This window comes from Pseudopedobacter sp. (genome assembly GCF_040392825.1).
Classification (GTDB): Bacteria; Bacteroidota; Bacteroidia; order Sphingobacteriales; family Sphingobacteriaceae; genus Pseudopedobacter.
In genome coordinates, this window is record NZ_JBEBVH010000021.1 from 1 (window position 1) to 26,140 (window position 26,140).

Sequence of the window (26,140 nt, forward strand, 5' to 3'; positions counted from 1 at the left end):
ATTCTATTTTATGATTGTGTTTATTAATGTGGATAATAAAGCCATTAAATTCTATACATTTAGTGTTAGTATCAATTTTTGATACCGATTGAATTTCCTGTTGAGGAATTTTTTGTAAAAAAAGATACTCCCTGTCTAATAAAATCTGATGGCTGTCGGATAGAAATTTTTTGCCAGATATGCTGTTCCTATTGATTACGTCTAGTAAATCCTGAACAGTAGTCATATTAAAGCCATATGGTATTAATATTTCGGAAAGAATAAAGCTTTTCGATTTCAAATCTGCAATGCGGCTTATCCTCATTTTAAATCCAGCATTATCCTTTTCCAACAAAGCAGATTTATACTTTCCGATTTCTAAACCAATAAATTCTTCCAGATCTGCAAAATAGTTGATGTTTTTTCTGAAGGTTTCATTTAAAGAAGGATTGATTTTTTCCATTTCGGGAACAATCTTCAAACGAATTTTATTTCTTGCATATTTATCAGACGCATTAGAGCTGTCTTCAACAAAGTCTATATTTTGCTCTTTTACAAAGGCATCTATTTCATCTCTGGTAAAACAAAGCAAAGGTCTTATAATCTTGTTTCGGGTATGCTTAATTCCATGTAAACCGGCAATTCCGGTACCTCTTATTAAATTTAAGAGAACCGTTTCAATGGCATCATTCTGATGGTGGGCAACAGCAATCTTCGTATAACCAAATTCCACACATAAATCATCAAAGAAATCGTAGCGCAATTCTCTGGCAGCCATTTGAATACTTATTTTATGTTCCTCTGCATAAGCGGTAGTTTCAAAATGTGTAATATGAATCGGGATATTTAGATTTAGTGCTGCGTTTCTTACAAATTGTTCGTCCCGAATAGATTCGTCTCCGCGCAAATGGAAATTACAATGTGCTATCGCTATTTTAAAACCAGCCAAATGAAAGAGATGAGCCATAACCATGGAATCTCTCCCTCCACTTACTGCCAATAAAATAGTCTCATTTTTATTAAATAAATCGTACTTATCGATATAATCGAGGAATATTTTTAATTGCGATAACATCAATCAAAATTAAACGTTTAATGTCGTTCCAAAAAACTAATTTTGCTCTGTGAAAAAGTATTTCATTTTTGTAGTTTCCTTTTTGATATCTATTGGTGTTTTCGGACAGAAAATAACGCGTGTAGAACTATTGCAGTCCGAGTCTTTCATTGGGATGAAACGGAATGGAGAGAATACGCAAAAGGTTATTAAACCTGTTTTTCAACAAGATAATTCTACTCTTACTTGTGATAGTGCCTACTTTTATATCGAAAAAAATAGTTTCGATGCGTTTGGACACGTTCATATTAACCAGGCCGATACCATAAATATATATTCTGATTTATTGAATTATAACGGTAATACCAAAGTTGCCATTTTAACGAATAATGTGAGAATGCTGGATGGGACAGCGGTTTTGACAACTAATCATCTTACTTATAATATGGCGTCTAAAGTTGGCCAATATCACGATGGAGGGAAAATTGTAAACGGGCCAAATACATTGACAAGTAAAAATGGGTACTATTTTTCTAATTCCAACGATGCCTATTTCAGATATAACGTAAAAGTTCAAAGCCCCGAAGCCTTAATTGTTTCCGATACGCTTCGTTATAATTCTTTAAGTAAAATAGCCTATTTCTATGGTCCTACCCATATTTACGGTAAGGACGATACCTTATATACCGAGAATGGAACTTATAATACAGCAACAGACCAGGCTGCTTTTGGAAAACGGAATTTATATACGCAAAATTCTAAAAGTTTAACGGGTGACAGTCTGTTCTACGATAGAAATGCTGGTTTTGGTCGGGCGGTGAAAAATATCATTTTTAGAGACACCGCTCAGAAAGTTGAGTTGCATGGCGATTTGGGTTACTACCTGAAAGCGGATGAAAGTATAGAGGTTACGCGAAACGCTTATGTTGTTTTTGAAACCCAGAAAGATTCTTTATCCAGAGATAGTATTTGGATGTCTGCCGATACCTTATATAGTACGGTGACAACCAAAGGAGAAGCTTATAGGTTAAGAGAATCCAGAAAAATTAAGGAAATACCGGCCTTAGAACTGAACCAAAGTACATTAGATTCGCTGAATAATGGAGGATTAAAAACAGATAGTTTGAATAACTCCCTAAGTAAAGATAGCTTAACGTTAAACGACAAAGTTCTGCAAATCGATTCCGTTAAATCTGCAGTACAAGATACCTCTGCAGTTATAGATTCTACAATTAAAGATATGTCGAAAGAAGACCTTCCGGTATTGATGAGTAAGAAGGAGAAAAAAAAGGCAAGACGTAGAAAGGAAAAGCCAGAGCTTATACAGCCCAAAGCGCAGGAAAAGGAGAAAAAGACAGATATTGCAGATAAAAAGAAAACCGGAAGTGCTATCGACTCAGCCGAGATAAAAGCTTACAACAGGAAAATGTTGCTCGCAGATAGTTTACTGAAAGATAGTATCCAGAGATTAGAACGTGATACCGCGAAGATAAGAACAATAAGTGCCTGGCGTAATGTAAAAGTGTTTAAAACGGATTTACAGGCGAAATCAGACTCTGCTTTTTTTAGCTACGGAGATTCTACCTTAAGAATTTACAGATCGCCAATTGTTTGGGCACAAGGAAGCCAGATTGTCGCAGATACTATGTATATGCAAATGGTAAATGGAAAACTGGATAATATGGACATGATTAAAAATGCTATTGTAGTAAATACTAAAGATTCAATTACATTTAATCAGGTTGCCGGAAAAACAATGAAAGGTTATTTTGTAAACGAAAAGCTGGACCGTGTTTTTGTAGATGGAAATGCGGAAAGTATTTATTTTCCGGAAGATACCACAAGTAACAAGGGAATGTTGCGAACTTTAGCTTCAAGAATGAGAATTAATTTTTCTAATGACAGTTTAATGAGTGTGTTATTCTTAAGAAAACCGGAAATGACTTATTATCCAATTGCTCAGTTAACAGAAGAACTGAAAACTTTGCCAAATTTTAGTTGGAAACCTAAGGAACGACCAAAATCTAAAGAAGAGATATTTAGCCAGCCGAAGGCTGTAAATAATCAGAAGAAAAATACACCGGCAAAAAAAACAACGGCTCCACCAGCAAAAGCGCTTCCTAAGCCAAAGTCGGCAACGGGAAGTCCTGCACTGAAAAAGAAGAGTTAATCAGCATAAGGGTTGAAATCATCTTCGACAGGTTTTTCTAAAGGAGAACCTTTTGAGAACAGTTGTGAAAGTAAGTTTTATCTACACTTTTAAGTGACGAATTTAGGGCTTCATTTCCTCTAAGAAATTCAATAACTTTTCCATAGCTCTACCTCTATGGCTAATGCGGTTTTTGTCTTCCATGCTCATTTCTGCAAAAGTGACATCATAACCTTCCGGTTTAAAGATTGGGTCATAGCCGAAACCTGCAACACCAGATCGTTCTGTAGTAATGTAACCATTTACGATACCTTCAAAAAGGTTTTCCTGGCCGTCAATAATTAAAGAAATTACAGTTCTGAATCTTGCTTTTCTGTTTGCTGTTCCCTTTAGCTTTTCTAAAACAAGATCTATGTTTTTTTCAGAATCTCTTCCCCCGGCATATCTGGCAGAATAAACACCAGGTTCATTATTCAATGCTTCAATTTCTAATCCGGTGTCGTCACCAAAACAATTTTTGCTGTAGTTTCTAAACACATATCGGCTTTTTATAGAAGCATTCTCTTCTAGAGTAGCACCGTCTTCAACAATATCTTCGGTACAGCCAATATCAGCCAGACCAATAATGTTAAAGTTGCCATTTACTTTAGATTGTACCTCGGCAACTTTATGCGGATTGTTGGTAGCAAAAACCAGATCTATTTTAGTCATATATCAATTAAAAAAGTTTGAGGACGTTCCAATAGGTTCTTTTTTTGTTGTCGTCATTCACCATTTGCCTTAAAGACCATGTGCCCAGAAATTTAACCCCATTGAACTCCTGCAATGCGTTGGATGTTAGGCCTTGCATTCCTAAAATATTTGGATGAATCCCATAAGTCAGAATTCTATTACAGGCAAAAAAGTTTTTTAAATTTTCAAACTCGTAATTTGTGTGTTTTGCCAAATTCATAATGGCAATGTCATTGAGTTCCAATTTTTTTGCAGATAAGATTTTTAGTAAGAAAATCAGATCTGTCTGGTTAAGAAATTCTGATTCCGGATCATTCACTATAACAAGAACAGATTTATTATTCTCTCCCATATAGTTGAAACTTGGTTTAGATGTTACCGTTTCACTTACCGGTTCAGTATGTTCAGGCTCGGCCGGAAGAGATTCTAAGTTCGTAACGGTTTGAACTTCTTCTATATCTTCTTTAAAAACGTAAATATCTTCGTTTAGCAAAATGCTCAAGGCTAGTGAGCTTTCTGTTTTTAAAGTTTCCATCATTCAAATTTACATAATAAACATAAATTTTGACGAGTTAACCGGAAACTTGATAGGAATAGATGGACAAATCTTTTAAAAAGTTATTAAGAATCTTCTCTCAATTGCTATATTTTTTCAATGCCAATAAATCAACTCCACTATTATTTTCTGATAAAAGGGTTATGTGTAATAGTCGCTTTTTTTATCGTTCGCTGTTTCTTGTATAAGCGGGTAGCCATTTCAAACGCTCCTTATCATGATAGAGACTTATATCAATTTATCGGAAGTGATTGTGATTTTTCAAATAGATAAATTTCAAATAGATAAATTTCTTAGTAAACGTTTTTATACTGATTTTAACAAGATGCTTATTAGTGTTAAAAATGGTTAAAACCCTCATGTTACAATAAAAACCAATTATTTTAGTTTAAAAAATAGCATCTTTACATTCTTAGAGATCGCTATTTACAGCATTGTGATTATTTAATGAAAAAAATACTTGCCGGTTTGTTTTTGTTGACAGCTTTTTCTTTGTTAGCTGCTTCATGCAGTTGGTTTAAAAAGAAAGACAAGCCCATTGCAAGAGCTTTTGACGAATATCTGTATAAAAAGGACTTACAGGGAATTGTTCCTAAAAACGTTCATGGTAATGATAGCATCGCAATAGTAAGAGCTTTTATAGATCAGTGGCAGCAAGGTATTGTTTTGCTGAAAAAGGCAGAGATGAATGTGAACTTAGATGAAAAGTACATTCAGGAACAACTGGATAATTACAGGAAATCGTTAGTGAGGTTTCAATACGAGCAGGAATTAATCCAACAAAAATTAGATACTGTAGTTAATGAAAAAGATATAGAAGCCTATTACAACCAAAATAAAGACATCTTCTTGTTGAAAAAGCCAATCCTAAAAATATCGTATATTAAATTGCCGGAAGAAGCACCAAAAATAGAGATGGTGAAAAAACTGTTTGTATCTAAAGACGTAAGGGATAGAGATCTTTTAGAAAAATACTGCTTTAAATATTCGCCGTCATTTTCTTTGTTAGATACCAATTGGCATTATGTAGATGATTTAGCAAAACATTTACCTATGAGCAGGTTAGGAGAAAATAATTTCCAGAGTCTGAACCGTATTTTTCAAATTTCTGAAAATAATACATTATATCTCCTAATTTTGCGGGATTATAAATTTAAGGATAGTCTCTCTCCGCTAAATTTTGAAAGAGAGAATATTAAAAGTATGATTTTAAATCAACGGAAATTGAAGTTAATTAGCCAAATGGAAAGAGAAGTTTTTCTTGAAGCGCAAAAAAACAACGAATTAGAAGTATATTAGCCCCTAGATGAAAAGAATTTTAATTATAGCATTTCTACTTATAGGCAGTAATTTATTTGCCCAAAAGAAAGTAATAGATAAAGTGGTTGCCGTGGTTGGAGACAATATTATTTTACAATCTGAGATAGAACAGCAATACGCACAATATATCCTTCAGGGAACCAAACCTGATCCAAATATAAAATGCTATATCATGCAAAGCATGTTAAGTCAGAAGTTACTGACTAAGCAAGCAGCAATAGATTCTATTGTTGTAGAAGAAGCAGATATAGATAATGAAGTAGATAGAAGGATGCGTACCATGATTTCCAGAGCCGGAGGCGAGCAAAGGTTGGAGGAATTTTTAGGTCGCCCTGTTATTTTGTATAAAGATGAAATCAGGCCAGATATACATGAGCAGTTAGTAGCTCAGAAAATGCAGGCTAAAATTACAGAAAAGGTAGAAGTTACGCCTTTAGATGTAAGACGTTTTTTTGAAGCAATACCAAAAGATTCTCTGCCAACCTATAATACAGAGGTAGAAGTTGGAGAAGTTGTAATTTATCCAAAGCTTACCAAACAGGAAAAAGAAGTTTACAAAGACAAACTGGAGGCTTTAAGATTAAGGATTAAGAATGGGGATAGTTTTGCAACCTTAGCCAGATTATATTCTCAGGATCCCGGGTCTGCAAGAGATGGTGGAGAATTACCATTTTTTGATAGACAAACCATGGCAAAGGAGTTTACTGCCTGGGCTTTCAAATTGAAACCAGGTGAACTTTCTCCGGTTTTTGAAACAGAATTTGGGTTCCATTTTCTGGAAGTTTTAGAAAGGAGAGGAGAAAGTGTAAGAGCAAGACACATTTTAATTGTTCCTGACAGTCCTCCGGCGGCAATGGAAAGAGCAAAAGTAGAAATCGATTCTATTTACCAAAAAGTGGTAGATAAGAAAATGGATTTTTCTACAGCAGCTTCTCTTTACTCAGGGAATAATGATACTAAATACAACGGTGGAATGATCCTGAATTATGAAAGTGCCAACAGGACAACCTATATCCCTACAGATAAGTTGGACCCTTCTATTTTTCTGGTAGTAGATACTATGAAGGTGGGAAGTTATTCTAAACCAGATGTTTTTACCGACAACAGAGGTAAAAAAGGCTACAGGTTTCTATATCTAAAAACAAAAATACCTCCTCATACGGCAAATTTAGAACAGGATTTTCCAAAAATTAAAGATGCCGCTTATGAAGAAAAAAACAGCAAGGTTGTTAGTAATTGGTTCGATAAGCGAAGAAAATCTACTTATATCAGAATAGATAAAGATTTTTATAATTGCGATATTTTAAAAGAATGGATAACGGACACTACTGTTTCTGCAAATAATGAGTAAATACAATTCTGAAATAGAAGGCATACAAGCACTTAATAAGGCATATCTGGAGATAAGGCAAGAAATCTCTAAGGTAATTGTAGGACAAGACGAAGTAGTAAAATTTGTTTTGGTCTCTATTTTCAGTAATGGACATTGTTTGTTAATGGGGGTACCAGGTCTGGCTAAAACTTTGTTAGTACAGACGGTATCGAAGGTTTTGGATTTAAGTTTTAATCGTATCCAGTTTACCCCGGACTTAATGCCTTCTGATATAGTAGGAAGTGAGATTTTAGGTGAAGACAGGAATTTTAAGTTTATAAAAGGTCCTGTTTTTGCTAATATTATTCTAGCAGACGAGATTAACAGAACTCCCCCAAAAACACAGGCCGCTTTATTAGAGGCTATGCAGGAGAAGTCAGTTACTGCTGCGGGGCACACACATATTCTTCCTAAGCCTTTCTTTGTATTGGCTACACAAAATCCAATCGAACAGGAAGGAACATACCCTTTACCAGAAGCACAATTAGACAGGTTTATGTTTAATGTGCATTTAACCTACCCAAGTTTCTCAGAGGAGCTGGCTATAGTTAAAAATACCACCGGAACTCAGGTTCAGGAATTAAATAAAATCATTAATGCCAATGATATTAATGATTTTCAGCAATTGGTAAGAAATATTCCTGTTGCAGATAACGTAGTGGAATATGCAGTTAAACTGGTTGCTAAAACAAGACCGCAAACAGAATTTGCAGCAGAGATAGTGAATAAATATATTAGTTGGGGAGCTGGTCCCAGAGCTTCACAATATTTAGTTGTCGGTGCGAAATGCCATGCTGCCATTCACGGTAAATTCTCTCCTGATATAGAAGATGTACAAGCAGTAGCTACTACTATTTTAAGACATCGTTTGGTGAAGAATTACAAAGCAGAAGCAGAAGGAATCAGTATAGAACAGATTATTAAGCAATTATTTTAAGAATAATTGTGTTGGATTCCTGGATGCCTCATGATAACCTTCCGGACTTATACACTGGTTATTTTAAATTCAATATACTTAAAATTGGGTATTGCATACTTTAAACCTTAATGAGTAAGTTTGCACCTATGTTATATGCAGCCTTAGAGAATTTAAAAGCATGTTAACAAGAAGGAAACTCTCTCCTTTTTTTACGCTCATGCTTAGTGCGTTTTACATTTGCACTTTTGCACAAGAAAGAATCCGGATAAGTGGTTTTATTTTAGAAGAACCCACAGGAGTTGCTGTTTCAGAGGCCGTTCTGTTATTTAATTTAGGGAAACACATTATATCTAAAAATAATGGTTATTATACTTTTAATAGTAATTCCGAAATTAAATCAGTAAAAGTTTATAAACTCGGTTACGATACCCTAAATATTGATCTTAATATCAATAAAGATTCTGTTTTCAATTTGTATTTGAGACCATTTGTAAAAACAATGGATGAAGTCTATGTTACTTCTTCGGGCAAGAAAAGTACTCTTCATGATAATCGGGCTAATCTTCAGCAACTAGATAAAAAAGAGTTAGCCCTTACAACTGGTTTCCTGGGACAAAAAGATGTCTTTAAAGCTATCCGCAGTTTACCCGGAATTGCAAATGGAGGAGAAGGTAACTCGGGTTTATTTGTCAGGGGAGGAACCGGAGGTCAAAACCTTACTTTGTTTAATGATGCAATAATTTACAATCCTATGCATATGCTGGGGTTGTTCTCGGTATTTAATCCCGCTGTAACGGAGAGTGTAACTTTGCACAGGTCGGGAGTACCTTCAGAGCATCCAGGGCGGTTGTCTGCATTAGTTGATGTTAAAAGTGAAAGAAAAATCAGTGATTCTTTAAGACTCGAAGCAGATATTAGTCCGTTTTCAATAAATGCAGGAACGATGGTTCCCATATCGGCTAACTGGAGTATTGGTGTTTGGGGAAGAAAGACCTTTATGAATCAGACTGTTTGGCCTGTCGTAAACCAATTAAGCAAAAGTTCTTTTTTTAATAAAATGAACTATGATTTTTATGATCTGAATTTCCTGTCTAATACTCGTTTAGGTACAAAGGACGCCATTTATTTTTCTGCTTATTCAGGTGGTGACGATTTTGGTTTTGGTATTAGCCGTTTTGGTATTAATAATTACATCAATTGGGTTAATACGGCCTTATCAGCAACTTGGGCAAGGGTATTGAACAATAAAATAACATTAAACACTGTCGCCACTTATAGTGGCTATAAGTTTAAGTTTGGAATGTCTCAGGAGCAATATAGTGTAAATGTAAAATCAGATATTCGTAATGTAAGCTACAAGAACCAATTAGATATCGATCTAGGAAGGCATCAGGTAAAAGCAGGCTTATATTTTTCCGGTCATAGATATAAACCTAACACTCCTTCAGCGCAATCGGCAGGAGTAGAAATGGATTATGGAACTGCCAATGTTTATTATGCAGATGAAAGCGCTGTTTATATCACAGATGATTTTAAATGGAACTCTAAGATAGGAGTAAATATGGGTGCCAGGTTAAGCTATTTCAGGCATAAGGGGCCTTATTCATACGTAGAAGAAAATGGCTCTATATTGAATTTTGATAGCAACGAAACCATAACGGACTATCTCTTCATAGAACCGTCTGTTTCGCTGAATTATCAATTAAATGGAGAATCTGCTTTAAAAATTGCGTTTACAAGAAGTGTTCAGCCGTTACATTTAATATCGGTTACTGCGGTAAATTTTCCTGCTGATTTTTGGATGCCTTCTGTTGGCAATATTCGTCCTGCAAAAGGATATCAGGGAAGTATAGGTTATCACAAAGAATTACGCAATAAAAAATATGAAGGTTCTGCCACAATGTTCTATAAGAATATGACGGATTTAGCCGAATTTTCCGGAGGTATCATGAATTTGATAGACAATATGAAGATAGAAGATAATCTTTATTTCGGAAGAGGTGATTCATGGGGAACAGAGTTTTTTCTTAAAAAGAATCAGGGAAGATTTGGCGGATGGTTGTCTTATACTTTCGCCTTTGCCAATAGACAATTTAATGCGATTAATGATGGGAAAAAATTTCCGTTTAAATATGACAGAAGACATGACCTTTCACTGGTTGGTCATTATAAATTAAATAAACTCTGGAATATTTCTGCTTTGTTCACTTTTGCCAGTGGCAATGCTTATACGAAGCCCATTAGCAGGTATATGATTGGAGGAAATATCGTAAACGAATACGGAGCATTTAACGGAACCCGGATGCCCGTATATCATAGAATGGATATTTCTGCCAGTAGAAAGTTAAGATCATATAAGAATTTTGAGACCGAACTTTCTGTTTCTGTGTATAATATATATAACCGGCAGAACCCTATGTATATGTTCTATATGGCAGAAGGAGATTTGACCGCATACAAAGTATCTATACAACCTAAATCAGTAGCGTTGCTACCAATATTGCCAGCGATTAATTATAAAATTTACTTAAAGTAATATGTGGAGAGAACCAGGTTTATTCATATTGATGTTGCTGATGGCGTTTACAGGGTGTAAGCAGGAAGATAATGATTTGACCGGCTATAAACCCAATTTTGTTGTTGAAGGATGGATTGAAGAAAACGGATACCCTTATGTAATTCTGACCCATAACCTCCCTTTTTTTACCAGGTTAGATTCAGCACAGCTTAGTGAAGCTGTAATACGCTGGGCTAAGATTACAGTGAGTGATGGAACAACTACAGAAATACTAACATCCCGAAAAGACGACAGGTATTTTCCTCCTTATTTATACAGGGGTAATGAGATTAAAGGAGAGAAAGGGAAGAAATATACGCTTAAAGTTGAGTATGCCGGACATGTTTTAACAGCGGAAACCAGTATTCCTAATTCTGTTGAGTTAGACACGCTTTGGTTTACAAACAAAGAAAATGATAAGAAGCAACTAAATATACGTTTTAGTGATCGGGCAGAAGAAAAGAATTATTACCGGATCTACACGCGTACAGAAAAAGACAAAATATTTTATCCGACCTTGCTGTCTGTACAGGATGATAAATATTTCAACGGTAAATCGCTCATACTAAATATCAACAGAGGGCCAAAGAATAATTTGACTGTTAAACATGAACCGTATTTCAATGAAGGAGATACTGTCTATTTAAAGTTTACTACTATTCCTAAAGAAGGTTACGATTTTTGGAGTAGTTTTAATGATGAGGTTATTAATTCCTCAAATCCTTTGGTTGGCACTACAGGTAAAATAAATCATAATATAAATGGACAGGGGATAGGAATATGGTGTGGATATGCTCCAAAAGTGTACAGAATTATTGCAAAATGAGAATGATGTATCAATAAAAAGGCGGATTATGTTAAAACAAATCCGCCTTTTTATTGATACACAAATTTATATTAATCAAACTTTTCGATCAAACTTTCCAGCTCGTCTACGATTTTGTTGAATCCATTTTCCGCGAAGGCATCAATACTTTGTTTAGACCCATCTTTAAAAACTAATAATGGGTCTACTGAGGAATAATTCCAGCAATTTTCCTGGTCTACGTACTTACCCTGATTAGGGTCCCAAACAGGGTATTTATAACATTCTCTTTCATCAGAACCTTGAAATTCCACTTTTGCAATCAAAGAGTTGTCTTTAGTATTTACGGCAACAAGTTGGCTGTGCTTATTCCACACAGCAGCTTCTTTTTGTCCAGCATTATCACCCGAAATAACATCTATCTCTTTAATGATTTCTTTGATATTAGCTTGTCCTATAAATTTAAAATTCATTACTGTAAAATCAGCATTTGCGTTTTTTATCAGGTTTTCAACATCTTCTTCATTGTTAACGTTCGTAACAGTTGCAGTTGATTCTCCAGAAAGGTTTGCTGCCAATAATTGTTTTGATCCTTTTTTAAGAGAAAAACCAGAAGACACGTTATTACCATCATTGTTTGTGTTGCTTGCTAATATAAAGGCTCCAATGGTTACACTTGTACTGGTTTTGGTTGGTGTGCCATCGGCTTTATACTCATGAGAAGATGTCCATGTTAATTCGGTTTTTCCATCTACTTTAAGCGTAGCAGTTGAGCTTTTAGGCAATTCAACTTTTTCTCCATCAATTGTATAATCTTTATCTTTCACGTAAGAGAAAGTCAATATTGCATTATTGGTAGCTTTGCCCTCTTCGGAAGGAAAACGAAATTCTAATTTTTCGGTAGAAGGTATTTCGTTCCAGGCAGATTCGTTAGCACTCCACTCAAAAATGCCATAAGAATCGCTTAATTTGCCAACATCATCATTGTTGACAGCAGCCAGAATGCCGGCTACATTTTTCTCTGAAGCATGTTTGCTTATAGTTAAAGTGCTGCTTACACTCGCTACTTCTTCATTTAAGCTTAAACCTAAGCTGGCAAAGTAATTAAGGACACTAATTGATTTTTCATCAGGTAAAGAATTAAATTCTTGTACAAATTCGACCCCTGCCTGTTCAATTTCTTTTTTGTGCTCCTCCGTCGTTAGATTAGAATATTCTAAGCCGAAAGGATTATCAGATTTTTCGTCGTTTTTAGAGCTTTTTTTACAAGAGGAAATACAAGCTACAACTGAAACGAATGTAATTAATAATAGTTTTCTCATGGAATAAATTGTGTTAATTAATGGTAAACGGCAAAAGTGCTTATTCTGATTAGAACATACAATACCCATATTTGGGTATTTTGTATTTGATACTGTAAACTCTCTTAGTGTTATTCTAATAAATATGCATCCTTCGTTTAGAGAAGCTTTGGAGATGCTTTGTTCCTTCTTCTTAAAGTAAGGGGGATGTATTAAAACAGTTGAAATTGAATGAAGGTCGACAGTAGGAAGGAAGCATAACTTTAGAAATTAGATGATGAGTACAGACATACGAAGTTGTTACTGCCGGGAGGCAAGTAACTTCGTGTATGTGTTAATAATTAAAGCGCTGGTCTAATATGTTTGCCTTCAGCAAATTCTTCAATCATTTTTGCATTAAAAGCAGGACTATCTTCTGGCGAACGACTGGTTACTAAACCATTATCTACAACCACTTCACTGTCTTCCCAATTTACGCCTGCATTAATCAAATCTGTTTTTATAGAGGGATAAGAAGTCATGTTTCTACCTTCTAAAACGCCAGTTTCTATCAGAAGTTGAGGACCGTGGCAAATGGCTGCTATTGGTTTTCCAGATTCAAGAAAAGCCTTTGCAAAGTTTACACATTCTTCATTCTTACGCATAGAATCCGGATTCATTACTCCACCCGGAATTAATAATCCATCATACTCTTCAGGGTTTGCATCTGTTAGCAGTTTATCTACCTTTACTTCAATGCCCCAATGATCTTTATCCCATGCTTTTATTGTACCCTTTTGAGGGGAGATAACATGTACAGTTGCGCCTGCTTCATGCAATGCATTTTTTGGTTCGGTTAATTCTGATTGCTCAAAGCCATTTTCGCTTAAAATTGCAATCTTTTTGTTGCTTAATCTGGCCATCTTACTAGTTTTTATAGGTGAAATTATATGAGATAATCCTGCAAAGACCAAACCAAAAAATTAATTAAACAGAGCGTATAAAAGAGGAACAAGCGGAATTTCTGGGGAGACTAAGATTATGCGTATGTCGTCATAAGCCCGAAACATGAAGCATTCGATATTTTTCACTATTCTGAATTGAGCGCTTAGCCTTTAATTTTGCGTTTAAGAATTAAGCTTTAAGCATTCAGCTTTTATATTCAATTATTATTCTACATACATGTCTATAATAACATTCCACTTTCCCGAACTTTCTTCTATTTGCCAGGCCCGCAGGTAATTATAATTTTTTCCGGAAACTGCTGCCTCTCCGTGTGTAAAAGCCAGGTCACCGCTAAAGGCTCTGACAACTCCCTTTGGAGCAGACTTGAAGGTTAGTTTATTCTTTAAAATAAATTTGAGACTTTGTTCCAGATTATAAGTTGGATATTTTTTCGGGAAATATATTCTAACTCCAGCATCATAAAATTCACTTAAATATTTATTACCATTTTTAGAAGCCAGTCGTTTACCAAAAAGTTCATCTGTACCGAATACAATATCATCACGCATTTGGATTTTTTGAGGACCAATCAGTTTATAGAACTCTTTATCCTTTGGCTCAAAATAATCGAATTTCGTTTCTCTTATGAGTTGGGGTTGAAACGTTTTGGCATGATACAGAAGCTTCCATTTTCCATTTGTGTTTTTCCAGACATTTAAGTAAAAGCCATATTTTTTCTTGTTCAGCTCTGTTAATTCAAATCTGCCACTGGTAAAGCCCAAATCACCTTTTTTGGATATTCTTGCATATTCTGGTTTCCATTCCAGATCTTCACCTTCATCTTTTTCTTTTGTCTTTTTATAAATTGATTGAAGTGAAACCGGGCCAGGCTGAAAAATCAGTGCATTTTCGTCGGCATATTTAAGAAAAGCATTAGGAATACCATTTTTAAAAAACGCATAATTTAGCTTTTCATCTACTTCTATTAAAGACTTTACACTACCATTAGCTTTCTGCGCATTGGCATAAAGACCACATAGAAGTACAAACGCGATTATAGAAAAAATTTTACGAATCATGTGAATAATCCAACAAAATATATCTGCTTATGTTTTAGACCAGGTGGTTCCTTCTTTGCTGTCTTTTAACTGGTAACCAATATCCTGAAGGCCTATCCTGATCTTGTCAGACGTTACATAATCTTTCTTTTCTTTAGCCTCTTTTCGGATATTAATTAAAAATTCCATCAAAGGTTCTATTTCATTAGTCTCAGAAAATTCGTCTTTTAAGCCTAAAACATTGTGTACATATTCATTTAAAAGCGATTTTAATTCGGTAAGTGTAGTTTCAGAGATATTAGCTTTGCCATCGTATATAGAATTGATAGTTTTAACAACATCAAATAACTCAGCAATTAAAATTGGAGAATTGAAATCGTCATTCATAGCAGCCTCGAATTTTTGCTCCAAAGCTTTTATATCTACTTCGTTGTTTTCGGAAACCTTTAATTTATCCAACAATGCCATTGCATTCATTAGGCGTTTAAAGCCTTTTTCACTGGCATCTAATGCCTCATTAGAAAAATCAAGAGTACTTCTGTAATGCGCCTGAAGCATGAAAAATTTAACAACCATTGGGCTGTAACCTTTATGCAGAAGTGTATGATCGCCTGTGAAAAGTTCATGAGGCAAAAAGCTGTTCCCCAAAGATTTAGACATTTTTTGTCCATTAACCGTAAGCATATTGGTATGTATCCAGTAATTAGCCGGGTGCTTACCGCATGCTGCAACATTTTGGGCAATTTCATTGGTGTGATGAGTTGGGGCAAGATCCATTCCACCACCGTGAATATCAAATTGATCTCCCAGATATTTTGAACTCATGGCAGAACATTCTAAATGCCAGCCCGGAAATCCCATTCCCCAGGGCGAAGGCCATTGCATAAGATGTTCTGGTTTTGCCTTTATCCAAAGTGCGAAATCTAATTTGCCACGTTTCTGATCTTGCCCACCCAGGTCGCGGGTGTTATTCAATAAGTCTTCCAATTTTCGCCCGTTCAGAACGCCATAATTGTGTTCCTGATTATATTTCTCCACATCGAAATAAACAGAGCCGTCTACTTCGTAAGCCAGACCTTTTTCCAAAATGGTTTTTACCATTTCAATTTGTTCAATAATATGGCCTGTAGCAGTTGGTTCTATACTTGGTGGCAGTACATTAAAAACTTTCATCATGTCATGAAAGCCATTGGTATAAGTCTGAACAATCTCCATTGGTTCCAGCGAAGCAAGCTTAGCCTTTTTAGAGATTTTATCTTCTCCAGAATCACCATCTCCTTCCAAATGCCCTGCATCTGTTATATTTCTAACATACCTAACTTTATACCCCAAATGCATCAGGTAGCGGTAAATTAGATCAAAAGAAATAAAGGTTCTGCAGTTGCCTAAATGTACATCACTATAAACAGTAGGGCCACAAACATACATCCCCACGTACGGAGAATTAATAGGCTTGAACTCTTCTTTCTTTCTGGAAATGGTATTGTAAATGAAAAGACTATTATACATGGCTGCAAATCTACAAAAATTGTAATCAGATATAGGATTTGAAAAAATAGTTTTGATTTATTGTGAGTTAAGACTTACCTCTGAAATAACAGGATAGTGATCTGAATAGGATTTCTTTACAGTTTTGTAAGTGTGGATATTAAAATCCTGAGTTGCTAATATATAATCTATCTGAAAATTAGGGAAATCTCCATTGTATGTTCTTCCAATACCCTGCCCTTTTTCGATAAAAGTATTTTTTAAACCTTTACTAATCTGTGTTACGCAATATGAAACCGGTGTGTCATTGAAATCTCCCATAATGATATATGGTGTTTTACAACTGTCTGTATAGGCTTTTAAAATGTCAACTTGTTTTGCTCTTCGAATAAAAGCAGATTTTAATCTGGAAAGTATTTTTTTACCATGTTTGATATCTTCATCTTCAGTATTCATATTAGATATCCGGTTAAAATAATAATAGTCTACCGGAGCAAAGGCGATAGATGCTAAATGGACGGTATAAATCCTGAATATTTTACCGTTCTTTTTTACATCAATCCAGAGGCCATTATTGGCACCTTTAGGATCAAGCTTGGTTAGATTTCCGTGAGTGATAATGGGTAATTTACTGAAAATAGCAATTCCCATCGATTCGTAATCGTTGCCACTGGTGCCATAAAAATAATAATCTTTTGTATTGAGTATTTTAAGAATGTTATTTTCACTTTTCAGTTTCCCCTTTTTTCTGGTAAGGAACTCTTGTAAAGCAATTACGTCAGGTTGCTCTTCGTTTATCAGCTCCAGGATATTGTTTCTGGCGTTAGAATCTACTTCGGAACCTAACTTTTTGAAATGATGAATGTTATAGGTCATCAATTTGATCGATGAAGAATCTCTAGTATGATCCTGAACAGTCTTTTTTCGGATACCAATAGTACGGTTGATATTGTTGAAACCCACTATGATGGCACATAAAGAAAGGAAAACATACCAGCGCCTTTTTAAGGCCCAGAAAAAGATGAAAAGAATATTCGCTAAAAGAATAAAAGGATAAGCTAAACCAAGAAACGCAAAATGCCAGTATTTTTCTGGACTAATTACAGTTGCAAGATAGCTTAATAAAAGCGTTGCAACAGCAATCAGGTTAAAGAAAAGGACTAACTTATCTAAAAAAGTGTTTTTTCTATTCTTTTTCATTACCCCGGCTCGCTCTAAAGAGGATGTTTTTTTCTTTCTTGCTTAATGAGTTATAACCCGATTGGGAAATCTTATCTAGTATTGTATCTATGGTTTCCTGATCAGGGTGCTGATCGCTGTTTGAATCCAGATCGTAGTTTTTTGATACAATTTTGAGCTTTTTTTTGGGTTTAAATAAATTTTCAAAAGGCCTGCTCCAGTCGTTACCATTTTGAAGTGATTTTATATAGAGAAAGCCAAATAAAGCACCGCCAAGATGAGATAAGTGTCCACCTGCATTGTTGCCAGCTAAACTAAGTACATCCAGAACAATATAGATTAGCGCGATCCATTTTAACCTCACCGAACCCAATAAAAGTAAGTGGATAGAATAGTTAGGAAGTAAGGTCGCAGTCGCAATCACAATAGCACTTACAGCAGCAGAAGCGCCAACAGCAATTGAATTTACTGCAGAATCTTTAAAAGCCGGAATTATATTGTAAAAAACGATATAAAATGTAGCACCTGCAAGTCCGCCTAAAAGATAAAGAAATGTTAATTTCTTAGGGCTCTGGAAACTTTCGAATATTTTTCCCATCCAGAATAACCAAAGCATATTGAATAAAATATGTATTAACCCATTATGGACAAACATATAAGTAAATGGTGTCCAAAATCTATATAAAAGGCTTTGCAGATTAGCCGGTACACCTAAATATTCATAAGCGAAGCTTTCGAAACCACCTTGTTTAAAAAATAGTAGTCTAGCCAGAGATACCAGCGAAAGTGCAATGAATATGATAACGTTAATACCAATAAACAGATTCACTCTGCTACCAGATTTAAATACTTTATATTTAAGTTCGTTATAGGTATTCATATCCCACAAATTGTATTACATAAAAAAATCTCCCGGTCTGCGTATACGCCATAATTTTATAAGTATATAGCCAAAAAGCATACCCCCAAGATGGGCAAAATGGGCAACATTATCTGCCGGATTATTAACTATACCACTATATAACTCAAAAAGACCATAAAGTATTACAAAATACTTAGCTTTAATTGGTAAAAAGAAGTACAGATATATTAAGGCGTTAGGGAAAAGCATTCCGAAAGCCAGCAACAAACCAAATACAGCACCAGAAGCTCCAACTGTTGGAAAGAACAAAGCTGCTGTATAAGCGGCCGCTCCGGGATCGCTGTACATCATTTCTTGTTTTACTATATTTGCGCCGTTAGTCAATACTTCGTGTATTGTTGCGGCAGACAAATTTTGCTTTAATGCCTGCACTTCAAAATATTGAATGCCCAAATGGAGACACGCTGCTCCCAAGCCTGTAATTATATAATATTGTAAAAACCGTTTAGAGCCCAAATAGTTTTCCAGAACAGAGCCAAACATCCATAAGGCCAACATATTTGAGAAAATGTGCATAATGTCGCCATGCATGAATAAATGAGTGAATATTTGCCAGATTCTAAAATTTGGAGATTCAAAATAATATAATCCTAAGAGCCTATTTAAGTCTATTCCCAAGCTTCTTCCGAAAACGTTGGTAGCCAAGAACATAATACCGTTGATAATTAATAGATTTTTTACAACGGGTGGGAAAAAAGTATTTGCTAAAGGTCTAAATTCTCTCATATTTTAGCTTTTATTGAAGCGCTCTGCTAGTTCTTCTAAAGTTATTTTTATAATAATTTGTTTGCCGTTAATCGAAATTCCTGGAATGTTACATGCGAATAACTGATCAATCAGGTTGTTCATTTCTTCTTGTCGTAACGAAGTGCCCGATTTTATGGCTGCATTCTTCGCCAATGTTCTGGCGAGGTTGTCTCTTTTATCCAATTTGAGGGTGCTGTGGTTGTTTTTAAAACCCTCAATTAGTTTTTCCATCATCTCGGCCAGGTTATGATTTTCTGGAATATCTGCAGGAACGCCCTCTATTACCAATGTGTTCTTACCAAATTCGCGTATCTGGAAACCCAATGCATGAAACGAAGGTAATAGTTCGTTAACCAATGCATAATCCGTAGTATTTAAGGTAATAGTTTGCGGAAACAGGCTTTGCTGGCTTAATCCTTTGTGGCTTTCCAGCTGCTCTAAGAATTTTTCATAAAGAATGCGTTCATGAGCCGCTTGTTGGTCTATCATCATGAAACCCGATTTAATTGGGGATATGATGTATTTCTGATGAATTTGAAAAAGGTTCCTGCTATCGGTTTGTACAGATTCTACAGTATCTTCCTGATGTAAAGAAACGGTTGCAGCAGAACCAAGATCTAAAGGCAACTGTTCCGCCTTCTCTTGCTGTGTAATCTCGTATAAGGTAGACCAATTGTTAGAAATATGGTGAGTTCTTTCTGCAATTGCTCTGAAATTATCTGATTTTGGTTTGACCGTAGAACCCTCATTGCCAAAAGGGTTAAAGTCAGGATTAAAATTAATTTGAGGAGGATTAATCTCGTCCAAAGGCTTGTGTGTAATCATTCTCTCAAAACCTGTTTCCTGATCAAAATCCAGCGTAGGTGTAATATTATACTTTCCCAAAGACCTTTTAACGGCAGAACGTATGATTGCGTAGATTGCTTTGTCGTCCTGATACTTGATTTCTGTTTTGGTTGGGTGCACATTAATATCAATTCTGGATGGATCGATGTCTATAAACAAAACATATAGAGGGAAACTATCTTCTGTAAGTAGCTCCTCATATGCTGCCATTACAGCGTGATTAAGATAAGGGTCTTTAATAAACCTCTTATTTACAAAGAAAAACTGATCGCCACGTGTTTTTTTAGCAAAAGAGGGTTTTCCAATAAAACCTTTAAGTTGTATAATACTGGTGTCTTCATCTACAGGCACCAGTCTTTCATTGTAGTTGTTCCCCAGAACATGTATAATTCTTTGCTTTAAAGAAGTTTGAGGCAAATGATAAACTTCCTGACCGTCATGGTGCAAGGTGAAATGAATCTCCGGATGAGCGAGGGCCACACGTTGAAATTCGTCTATAATATGGCGCATCTCAACAGCGTTGCTCTTCAAAAAATTTCTTCGGGCGGGTATATTATAAAAAAGATTTTTCACACAAATGGAAGTACCATTGGGATGAGCACAAGGTTCCTGGTTTATTACTTCTGAACCTTCAATCTGTATCATGCTACCAAGTTCATCTTCATGCCTCTTTGTTTTGATTTCCATTTGAGCGATTGCTGCAATGGAAGCCATAGCTTCGCCTCTGAATCCCATTGTACGGATGGCAAACAGATCTTCAGCTTTTCTTATTTTAGATGTAGCATGGCGTTCCAGAGACATTCTTGCATCTGTAGGACTCATTCCACAGCCATTATCAATTATTTGTATTAGTGTTTTGCCTGCATCTTTAACAATCAACTGAATTTTATCTGCACCAGCATCTATTGCATTTTCTACCAGCTCTTTTACAGCAGAAGCAGGTCTTTGTACCACTTCTCCAGCAGCAATCTGATTAGCAACAGTATCAGGCAAAAGTTGTATAATATCTGACATACGAACCGCTAATTTAAGGATTTTTTGGGGCTCTTAAGTCATTCTGCTTTCAAAAAGGGTAATAAGGAAGGTGTATTTACAAGGAGATATTTATAACACCGAAAGGAGTGTCCTGTCCGTCTACAAATTTTCTGTTGGAATAAGTAACAGTTTTGATTTCGCTGAAATTGATCTCATCTAATGCAGACTTTGAAACAATCTTGCCATTTATGGCTATTGGCCTTCTTACTAATGGATAATTTAAATTTTTTATTAAAGAAGCATTTTTTGTGAAAAGTCTGTTCTCAATCTGATATTCAAAATCAGTTTTGTTGTCTTCAATAATCATTAAAGGCTTTTTTTGAAAGCCCAATCTGCCTACTTCCTTTCTATCGGTAATGGTTTTTATGTTGTTAACTCCCTTAATTTTAAAATCTTTATTTACAACAACGCCATTATATACTCTAACGAAGGTTGTGTCGTTAGGATTAAGTTTAATAGTACCAGGCAATTGCCCATACGATATTCCGCAGCAAAATACTGATGTTAGCAGAAATGTTATGATATTTGCCTTCATTATAAAACCTTTATTCACTAATACGTGAATTTAGTCATAAAATTGTAAAGAGAGAATAAATTTTTATTAAAAATATGTTAAGAAAGTTTGTCGGTGCCGGAATATTATCCCTGTTCTTTATTGCGCAAGCATGTGGACAATTGCATAAGCAAAATCAAAAATGGGTCGAAGATCTGGAGACAGCAAATAAAAACACAGTCGTTCTCAATAATCAATCAGAACAAATCCCATTAAAGCATCTGGAAAAACTACATGTTGCTGGTTTGAATATTGGATTTAAAAATGTGACAGTCCTGGACAGTATTTTTTCGAAATACAAAAGTATAGATACGTTTGCTATTGCAGGAAATAACCAATTAGCCGTGATAGATGATATGAAGCTTCATAACCAGATCGTAGTGGCAGTGAATGATTCTTCTTTATTAGAACCAGCTAATATTGATTTGTTAAAGACCTTGCAATCTAAAAAGAATATTATCGTAGCGATGTTCGGCAACGGAAGATATTTGCAATATCTGGACGATATCACAGCACCGATAGTGTGGAGTAGTTCGAAAGATGTTATAGCGGCAAGCTTGGTTGCACAAGTTATATGCGGAGGACGTGGCATGCAGAATAAGCTGGAAGAAAGTTATTCTCCAAAATATATTAAAGGCATGGGAGAAGATGTTTTTTCAACCCGTTTAGCATATTCTGTTCCGGAAGAAGTTGGGGTCAATTCCAAAGATCTTGCAGAAATAGATCATATAGCCAATCAGGCAATAACGGCAGAGGCAACGCCGGGAGCAGTTGTGTTGGTTGCGGTAAAAGGCAAGATAATTTATAATAAAGCATTTGGTCATCCTACTTATACAGACCCAAATCCTGTAAACGTAAATGATATTTATGATCTGGCGTCAGTAACAAAGATCGCAGCAACCACTTTGGCGAGTATGAGATTATATGAAGAAGGGAAGCTAAAATTAGATGATGGTATCAGTAATTATATTAGCAGAACAAAGAAAACAGATAAGGCTAATATTAAAGTAAAGGATGTTTTATTGCATCAGGCAGGTTTTATTCCATATATTCCTTTTTATCAAAATTTAAAGCCAGTAGATTATAGCCGGGATTCCAGTGAAGATTTTAGCGTAAAGGTTGCAGATAGCTTTTTTCTGAAAAAAGATTATTATAAAAATGTGATGTGGAAACAAATGCTGGAACTTCCATTAAAAACACCTGGTAAATATGTTTATAGTGATTTAAGTATGTACTATATGAAAGAAATCCTGGAAGGAATTACAGGTGAAGCACTTCCGGAATATGTAAAGGAAAATTTCTACGCACCTTTAGGGATGGATGCTACTTTGTTTAATCCGAGAAATAAGTTTAAAAAAGATCGCATTATTCCAACGGAACAGGATGAGTATTTCAGAAAAACCTTACTCTGGGGATATGTTCACGATCAGGGAGCTGCCATGGCTGGTGGTATTGCAGGACATGCTGGTCTCTTCTCTACGGCAACAGATTTGGCCATTCTGGGGCAGATGTTGCTAAACAAAGGTGCGTATGGCGGTACTGAATACTTTAAACCCCAAACTGTAGAATTGTTTACCTCCAGACAGTCTCCTATAAGTAGAAGAGGATTGGGTTTTGACCGGTGGGATCCTGATTTAACAAAAAAATATCCGTCTGAGTTTGCTTCCAGTGAGACTTATGGACATACTGGATATACCGGTACCTGTTTTTGGGTAGATCCGGCTCGTGAATTGATTTATATCTTTCTGTCTAATAGAGTACATCCTAAAGTAACAAACAAGTTACTGCAAATGAATGTGCGATCTAATATTCAGGATGCAATTTATAAGGCAATAGAGAAAGAAAAAATATAAATTTGGGAGAAATTAAATTTGATAATATGAGATACCTGTATTTTTTAACAATAGTATTGATGACATGGGCTTGTGCTTCAAAAATTCAGAACCCTGAAATTCAAAAACTAGAAGATAGAAAAAATCTGTTAAAACAAACCACTAAACTAAATAACCTGAAATTGGATTTAGAGAATGAATTGGTAAAAGTAAACGATTATACGTTGAAAGTAGAGAAGGCTAATGAAAAGGCTGCAAAGTCTGCAAAAACTGCAAAATCACTTTCCGAAGACATTAAAGACAATCCAGGTAATCTAAAGTTGGCTTCTAAAGTAAATAGCGCATCAAAAAAAGCGGCCGGTGATGCCAAAGATGCAAGTAAATTGAATGATAAACTCGGGAAATCTAATAATAAGGTAAAATCGCTGCAAAAAGAGATCGCAAAATTGGAGTCCAGTTTGTCAGATCTGGAAAAGCGAATAGATTTTGTTCCTAATACAAAAAATTAAGAAAAGCGGTTTAAGCCGCTTTTTTGTTTTATCCCTCTCTTAAACGTTCGTCTGTATAAGTAATTTCTGTTTTTCCATGTGGAGTTGGCACCCCATCTTCATTCACACTCACAAATACTATCTTTTCTATTGTCAGTATCGTTTTACGGGTGATTTTATTTCTAACCTGGCAGGTTAAAGTCAAAGAAGTTCTGCCAAATTGAATAGCCTTAATTCCCAATTCAATAATATCCCCTTGTTTTGCTGAATTTATGAAATTGATTTCGGACATGTACTTGGTGACGCATCTGTTTGTACCTAACTGGATAATTGTATAAATGGCGGCTTCTTCGTCTATCCAGCTTAGTAAACTGCCACCAAATAATGTTCCGTGTGCATTCAGGTCTTCGGGTTTTACCCACTTTCTCGTATAAAAATTCATCAGCAAAAAATTATTCCTAAATATACAAAAGACGTTAATCGAAGCAGAAATTTTATATGTAAGTGATTCTTTTTCTTACAAATGTTTAACATAACATCCCGTTGATTGTTAAATTTTTAATTTACTTTTGGCCCTTTATCGTTTTATAATGAAAATTGGAATAGTTTGTTATCCTACTTTCGGGGGAAGCGGTGTTGTTGCGACTGAATTGGGAAAAGCTTTAGCTGCAAACGGGCATCAGGTTCACTTTATTACTTATAGACAGCCTGCCAGGTTAGATTTTTTTTCTGAAAATCTGTTTTATCACGAAGTTTCTGTTTCTAATTATCCTTTGTTTGACTATGCGCCCTATGAACTGGCATTGTCTAGCAAGATGGTGGATGTGGTGAGATTTGAAAAGTTAGACATTCTGCATGTTCATTATGCTATTCCACATGCATCAGCAGCGTTTATGGCTAAACAAATCCTGGCAACTTATGGTATAAAAATTCCGGTAGTGACCACGCTGCATGGTACTGATATTACGCTGGTAGGAAAAGATATGACCTATAAGCCTGTTGTTACGTTTTCTATAAATCATTCTGATGGCGTGACAGCGGTTTCTGAAGATTTGAGAAGATCTACTTACGATCATTTTGAGATAGAAAAGGATATTAAGGTTATTCCAAATTTTATTGATTTGGAGCGTTTTAACTTACAACCGAAGGACCATTTTAAAAAAGCAATTGCCCCATTTGGAGAACGTATCCTTATCCACACGTCCAATTTTAGAAAAGTGAAGAGAACGCAGGACGTTATTCATATCTTCAAAAAAATATTGGAAAAAATACCTTCTAAGCTTTTAATGGTTGGGGACGGACCGGAACGTGTGAATTGCGAAGCGCTGTCACGTGAGCTAGGCGTATGTGAACATGTCAGATTTTTAGGTAAACAAGATGCAGTTGAGGAGATTCTATCTGTATCAGACTTGTTTTTAATGCCGTCGGAGTCGGAAAGTTTTGGACTGGCTGCGTTGGAAGCAATGGCGTGTAAGGTACCTGTAATCTCTAGTAATTCGGGAGGCTTGCCAGAATTGAATATAGACGGTGTAACAGGTTTTATGAGTCCTGTCGGAGACGTAGAGGATATGGCTGAAAAAGCAATACATATTTTACAGGATGATACCCAGCTACAAGTTTTTAAAGAAAATGCACTGGCGAGAGCTAAAGAGTTTAACCTGAGCTTAATTCTACCCGTGTACGAGGCTTATTATCAACAAGTCATTGATGAATGTAAGTAGGCGGCTGATATACATAAAAAAATAAAGGCTTGCATTTAAATGCAAGCCTTTATTTTTTATAAGCAAGATATCTCTATTGCTTTACAACTTTGTGATAACTTACCTCATTGTTTTTCGTCAATTGGATAAAATATACACCAGCTTTTTGGTTTCGTAAATCAATTTTAATTGATTGATTACCTACTTCTGTAATATTGTTAATCAGTTTGCCTAGACCATCTGTAACTTTAACATTTATCACATCATTAGCGATAGTGTTTAGATTAATATTAACAAATGAAACAGTTGGGTTTGGATAGACTGAAACGCTTTGTCCAGAAGTACTAACGTATCTTATCATATCATTATACACCGTTGTTTTTCCACCCAGATCAACCTGAACTAATCTGTAGTAGGCAGAAGCACTTAAATTTTTATCAGTGTATGAATAATTTCCACTTCCTTTTGCTGCTACTTCAGTAAGTTTGGAGAAAGTCTTTCCGTCTAAGCTTTTTTCGATGATAAACTTATCATTTGATAGCTCTGTTGCCGTCGACCAGTTTATTAAAGCACCTTCGGTGGTTGCCTTAGCTGTAAACGTGATTAAAGCTACAGGTAGTGGAG

General features: G+C 35.5%; 23 protein-coding genes. 9 read left to right on the forward strand and 14 right to left on the reverse strand.

Going from position 1 to position 26,140, the window contains the following annotated elements; genetic code table 11:
- Positions 1-1,054: tRNA lysidine(34) synthetase TilS (gene tilS, locus ABWO41_RS02660; RefSeq protein ID WP_353133016.1), on the reverse strand; the 1,054-nt coding region annotated here is incomplete at its 3' end.
- 49 nt (positions 1,055-1,103) lie between these two features.
- On the opposite strand from tilS, the gene ABWO41_RS02665 reads away from it, so the two are divergent.
- Entirely contained in the window at positions 1,104-3,203 is a 2,100-nt protein-coding gene (locus ABWO41_RS02665) for an OstA-like protein (protein WP_353133019.1), read from the forward strand.
- A 102-nt stretch (positions 3,204-3,305) separates the two neighbouring features.
- Here ABWO41_RS02665 and ABWO41_RS02670 read toward each other — a convergent pair whose 3' ends face one another.
- Together ABWO41_RS02670 and ABWO41_RS02675 are read right to left on the reverse strand one after the other, a co-directional pair.
- Positions 3,306-3,893 carry a non-canonical purine NTP diphosphatase gene (locus tag ABWO41_RS02670; protein ID WP_353133022.1) on the reverse strand — a complete coding sequence of 196 codons (588 nt, stop codon included), beginning with the start codon at positions 3,891-3,893 and terminating at the stop codon, positions 3,306-3,308.
- A gap of 7 nt (positions 3,894-3,900) precedes the next feature.
- Positions 3,901-4,452, reverse strand: a complete 552-nt coding sequence (locus ABWO41_RS02675) for a hypothetical protein (RefSeq protein WP_353133025.1) — start codon at positions 4,450-4,452, stop codon at positions 3,901-3,903.
- 465 nt (positions 4,453-4,917) lie between these two features.
- Between ABWO41_RS02675 and ABWO41_RS02680 the strand changes: the two genes are divergently transcribed.
- The 5 genes from ABWO41_RS02680 to ABWO41_RS02700 all read left to right on the forward strand — a co-directional run bounded on the left by ABWO41_RS02680 (position 4,918) and on the right by ABWO41_RS02700 (position 11,464).
- Complete coding sequence (locus ABWO41_RS02680) at positions 4,918-5,769, forward strand: hypothetical protein (RefSeq protein WP_353133028.1); 852 nt, start codon at positions 4,918-4,920, stop codon at positions 5,767-5,769.
- A gap of 7 nt (positions 5,770-5,776) precedes the next feature.
- Positions 5,777-7,141 (forward strand): peptidylprolyl isomerase, encoded by a 1,365-nt coding sequence (locus tag ABWO41_RS02685; RefSeq protein WP_353133031.1) that lies wholly within the window; start codon positions 5,777-5,779, stop codon positions 7,139-7,141.
- Positions 7,134-8,099 carry an AAA family ATPase gene (locus ABWO41_RS02690; protein ID WP_353133034.1) on the forward strand — a complete coding sequence of 322 codons (966 nt, stop codon included), beginning with the start codon at positions 7,134-7,136 and terminating at the stop codon, positions 8,097-8,099. The genes ABWO41_RS02685 and ABWO41_RS02690 overlap by 8 nt, the downstream gene beginning before the upstream one ends.
- A gap of 160 nt (positions 8,100-8,259) precedes the next feature.
- Complete coding sequence (locus tag ABWO41_RS02695; RefSeq protein WP_353133037.1) at positions 8,260-10,617, forward strand: TonB-dependent receptor plug domain-containing protein; 2,358 nt, start codon at positions 8,260-8,262, stop codon at positions 10,615-10,617.
- Position 10,618: 1 nt separating this feature from the next.
- Positions 10,619-11,464 (forward strand): DUF4249 family protein, encoded by an 846-nt coding sequence (locus ABWO41_RS02700; protein WP_353133040.1) that lies wholly within the window; start codon positions 10,619-10,621, stop codon positions 11,462-11,464.
- A gap of 71 nt (positions 11,465-11,535) precedes the next feature.
- Here ABWO41_RS02700 and ABWO41_RS02705 read toward each other — a convergent pair whose 3' ends face one another.
- The 9 genes from ABWO41_RS02705 to ABWO41_RS02745 all read right to left on the reverse strand — a co-directional run bounded on the left by ABWO41_RS02705 (position 11,536) and on the right by ABWO41_RS02745 (position 21,478).
- Positions 11,536-12,765, reverse strand: coding sequence for a hypothetical protein (locus ABWO41_RS02705; RefSeq protein ID WP_353133043.1), 1,230 nt, complete (start codon positions 12,763-12,765; stop codon positions 11,536-11,538).
- A gap of 320 nt (positions 12,766-13,085) precedes the next feature.
- Positions 13,086-13,646 carry a type 1 glutamine amidotransferase domain-containing protein gene (locus ABWO41_RS02710; RefSeq protein ID WP_353133046.1) on the reverse strand — a complete coding sequence of 187 codons (561 nt, stop codon included), beginning with the start codon at positions 13,644-13,646 and terminating at the stop codon, positions 13,086-13,088.
- A 246-nt stretch (positions 13,647-13,892) separates the two neighbouring features.
- Positions 13,893-14,747 carry a hypothetical protein gene (locus ABWO41_RS02715; RefSeq protein WP_353133049.1) on the reverse strand — a complete coding sequence of 285 codons (855 nt, stop codon included), beginning with the start codon at positions 14,745-14,747 and terminating at the stop codon, positions 13,893-13,895.
- A gap of 27 nt (positions 14,748-14,774) precedes the next feature.
- Positions 14,775-16,235, reverse strand: coding sequence for a cysteine--tRNA ligase (cysS, locus tag ABWO41_RS02720; protein ID WP_353133052.1), 1,461 nt, complete (start codon positions 16,233-16,235; stop codon positions 14,775-14,777).
- A 57-nt stretch (positions 16,236-16,292) separates the two neighbouring features.
- Positions 16,293-17,414, reverse strand: coding sequence for an endonuclease/exonuclease/phosphatase family protein (locus ABWO41_RS02725; protein WP_353133055.1), 1,122 nt, complete (start codon positions 17,412-17,414; stop codon positions 16,293-16,295).
- Positions 17,401-18,273 carry a rhomboid family intramembrane serine protease gene (locus ABWO41_RS02730; protein ID WP_353133058.1) on the reverse strand — a complete coding sequence of 291 codons (873 nt, stop codon included), beginning with the start codon at positions 18,271-18,273 and terminating at the stop codon, positions 17,401-17,403. Before ABWO41_RS02730 ends, ABWO41_RS02725 begins: the two co-directional genes overlap by 14 nt.
- Before the next feature lie 15 nt (positions 18,274-18,288).
- Positions 18,289-19,041, reverse strand: coding sequence for a rhomboid family intramembrane serine protease (locus ABWO41_RS02735; RefSeq protein WP_353133061.1), 753 nt, complete (start codon positions 19,039-19,041; stop codon positions 18,289-18,291).
- A gap of 3 nt (positions 19,042-19,044) precedes the next feature.
- Entirely contained in the window at positions 19,045-20,922 is a 1,878-nt protein-coding gene (mutL, locus tag ABWO41_RS02740) for a DNA mismatch repair endonuclease MutL (RefSeq protein WP_353133064.1), read from the reverse strand.
- Positions 20,923-20,998: 76 nt separating this feature from the next.
- Positions 20,999-21,478 carry a hypothetical protein gene (locus tag ABWO41_RS02745; RefSeq protein WP_353133067.1) on the reverse strand — a complete coding sequence of 160 codons (480 nt, stop codon included), beginning with the start codon at positions 21,476-21,478 and terminating at the stop codon, positions 20,999-21,001.
- A gap of 74 nt (positions 21,479-21,552) precedes the next feature.
- On the opposite strand from ABWO41_RS02745, the gene ABWO41_RS02750 reads away from it, so the two are divergent.
- Positions 21,553-23,349, forward strand: a complete 1,797-nt coding sequence (locus tag ABWO41_RS02750) for a serine hydrolase domain-containing protein (RefSeq protein ID WP_353133070.1) — start codon at positions 21,553-21,555, stop codon at positions 23,347-23,349.
- Positions 23,350-23,375: 26 nt separating this feature from the next.
- Positions 23,376-23,837, forward strand: a complete 462-nt coding sequence (locus tag ABWO41_RS02755) for a hypothetical protein (protein ID WP_353133072.1) — start codon at positions 23,376-23,378, stop codon at positions 23,835-23,837.
- Positions 23,838-23,865: 28 nt separating this feature from the next.
- Here the strand turns inward: ABWO41_RS02755 and ABWO41_RS02760 are convergent, their stop codons facing one another.
- Positions 23,866-24,258: an acyl-CoA thioesterase gene (locus tag ABWO41_RS02760; RefSeq protein WP_353133075.1), complete on the reverse strand. Its 393-nt coding sequence runs from the start codon at positions 24,256-24,258 to the stop codon at positions 23,866-23,868.
- Positions 24,259-24,406: 148 nt separating this feature from the next.
- On the opposite strand from ABWO41_RS02760, the gene bshA reads away from it, so the two are divergent.
- A complete protein-coding gene (gene bshA / locus ABWO41_RS02765; protein WP_353133078.1) occupies positions 24,407-25,537 on the forward strand; it encodes an N-acetyl-alpha-D-glucosaminyl L-malate synthase BshA in 1,131 nt (376 codons plus the stop codon).
- A 73-nt stretch (positions 25,538-25,610) separates the two neighbouring features.
- Here the strand turns inward: bshA and ABWO41_RS02770 are convergent.
- Positions 25,611-26,140: T9SS type A sorting domain-containing protein (locus ABWO41_RS02770; protein WP_353133081.1), on the reverse strand; the 530-nt coding region annotated here is incomplete at its 5' end.

Excerpts from the sequence above, each read along its gene's own strand:
- ABWO41_RS02670 (WP_353133022.1), bottom strand. The coding sequence starts at position 3,893 with ATGACTAAAATAGATCTGGTTTTTGCTACCAACAATCCGCATAAAGTT.
- ABWO41_RS02675 (WP_353133025.1), bottom strand. The coding sequence starts at position 4,452 with ATGATGGAAACTTTAAAAACAGAAAGCTCACTAGCCTTGAGCATTTTG.
- ABWO41_RS02680 (WP_353133028.1), top strand. The coding sequence starts at position 4,918 with ATGAAAAAAATACTTGCCGGTTTGTTTTTGTTGACAGCTTTTTCTTTG.
- ABWO41_RS02685 (WP_353133031.1), top strand. The coding sequence starts at position 5,777 with ATGAAAAGAATTTTAATTATAGCATTTCTACTTATAGGCAGTAATTTA.
- ABWO41_RS02690 (WP_353133034.1), top strand. The coding sequence starts at position 7,134 with ATGAGTAAATACAATTCTGAAATAGAAGGCATACAAGCACTTAATAAG.
- ABWO41_RS02695 (WP_353133037.1), top strand. The coding sequence starts at position 8,260 with ATGTTAACAAGAAGGAAACTCTCTCCTTTTTTTACGCTCATGCTTAGT.
- ABWO41_RS02700 (WP_353133040.1), top strand. The coding sequence starts at position 10,619 with ATGTGGAGAGAACCAGGTTTATTCATATTGATGTTGCTGATGGCGTTT.
- ABWO41_RS02705 (WP_353133043.1), bottom strand. The coding sequence starts at position 12,765 with ATGAGAAAACTATTATTAATTACATTCGTTTCAGTTGTAGCTTGTATT.
- ABWO41_RS02710 (WP_353133046.1), bottom strand. The coding sequence starts at position 13,646 with ATGGCCAGATTAAGCAACAAAAAGATTGCAATTTTAAGCGAAAATGGC.
- ABWO41_RS02715 (WP_353133049.1), bottom strand. The coding sequence starts at position 14,747 with ATGATTCGTAAAATTTTTTCTATAATCGCGTTTGTACTTCTATGTGGT.
- cysS (WP_353133052.1), bottom strand. The coding sequence starts at position 16,235 with ATGTATAATAGTCTTTTCATTTACAATACCATTTCCAGAAAGAAAGAA.
- ABWO41_RS02725 (WP_353133055.1), bottom strand. The coding sequence starts at position 17,414 with ATGAAAAAGAATAGAAAAAACACTTTTTTAGATAAGTTAGTCCTTTTC.
- ABWO41_RS02730 (WP_353133058.1), bottom strand. The coding sequence starts at position 18,273 with ATGAATACCTATAACGAACTTAAATATAAAGTATTTAAATCTGGTAGC.
- ABWO41_RS02735 (WP_353133061.1), bottom strand. The coding sequence starts at position 19,041 with ATGAGAGAATTTAGACCTTTAGCAAATACTTTTTTCCCACCCGTTGTA.
- mutL (WP_353133064.1), bottom strand. The coding sequence starts at position 20,922 with ATGTCAGATATTATACAACTTTTGCCTGATACTGTTGCTAATCAGATT.
- ABWO41_RS02745 (WP_353133067.1), bottom strand. The coding sequence starts at position 21,478 with ATGAAGGCAAATATCATAACATTTCTGCTAACATCAGTATTTTGCTGC.
- ABWO41_RS02750 (WP_353133070.1), top strand. The coding sequence starts at position 21,553 with ATGTTAAGAAAGTTTGTCGGTGCCGGAATATTATCCCTGTTCTTTATT.
- ABWO41_RS02755 (WP_353133072.1), top strand. The coding sequence starts at position 23,376 with ATGAGATACCTGTATTTTTTAACAATAGTATTGATGACATGGGCTTGT.
- ABWO41_RS02760 (WP_353133075.1), bottom strand. The coding sequence starts at position 24,258 with ATGAATTTTTATACGAGAAAGTGGGTAAAACCCGAAGACCTGAATGCA.
- bshA (WP_353133078.1), top strand. The coding sequence starts at position 24,407 with ATGAAAATTGGAATAGTTTGTTATCCTACTTTCGGGGGAAGCGGTGTT.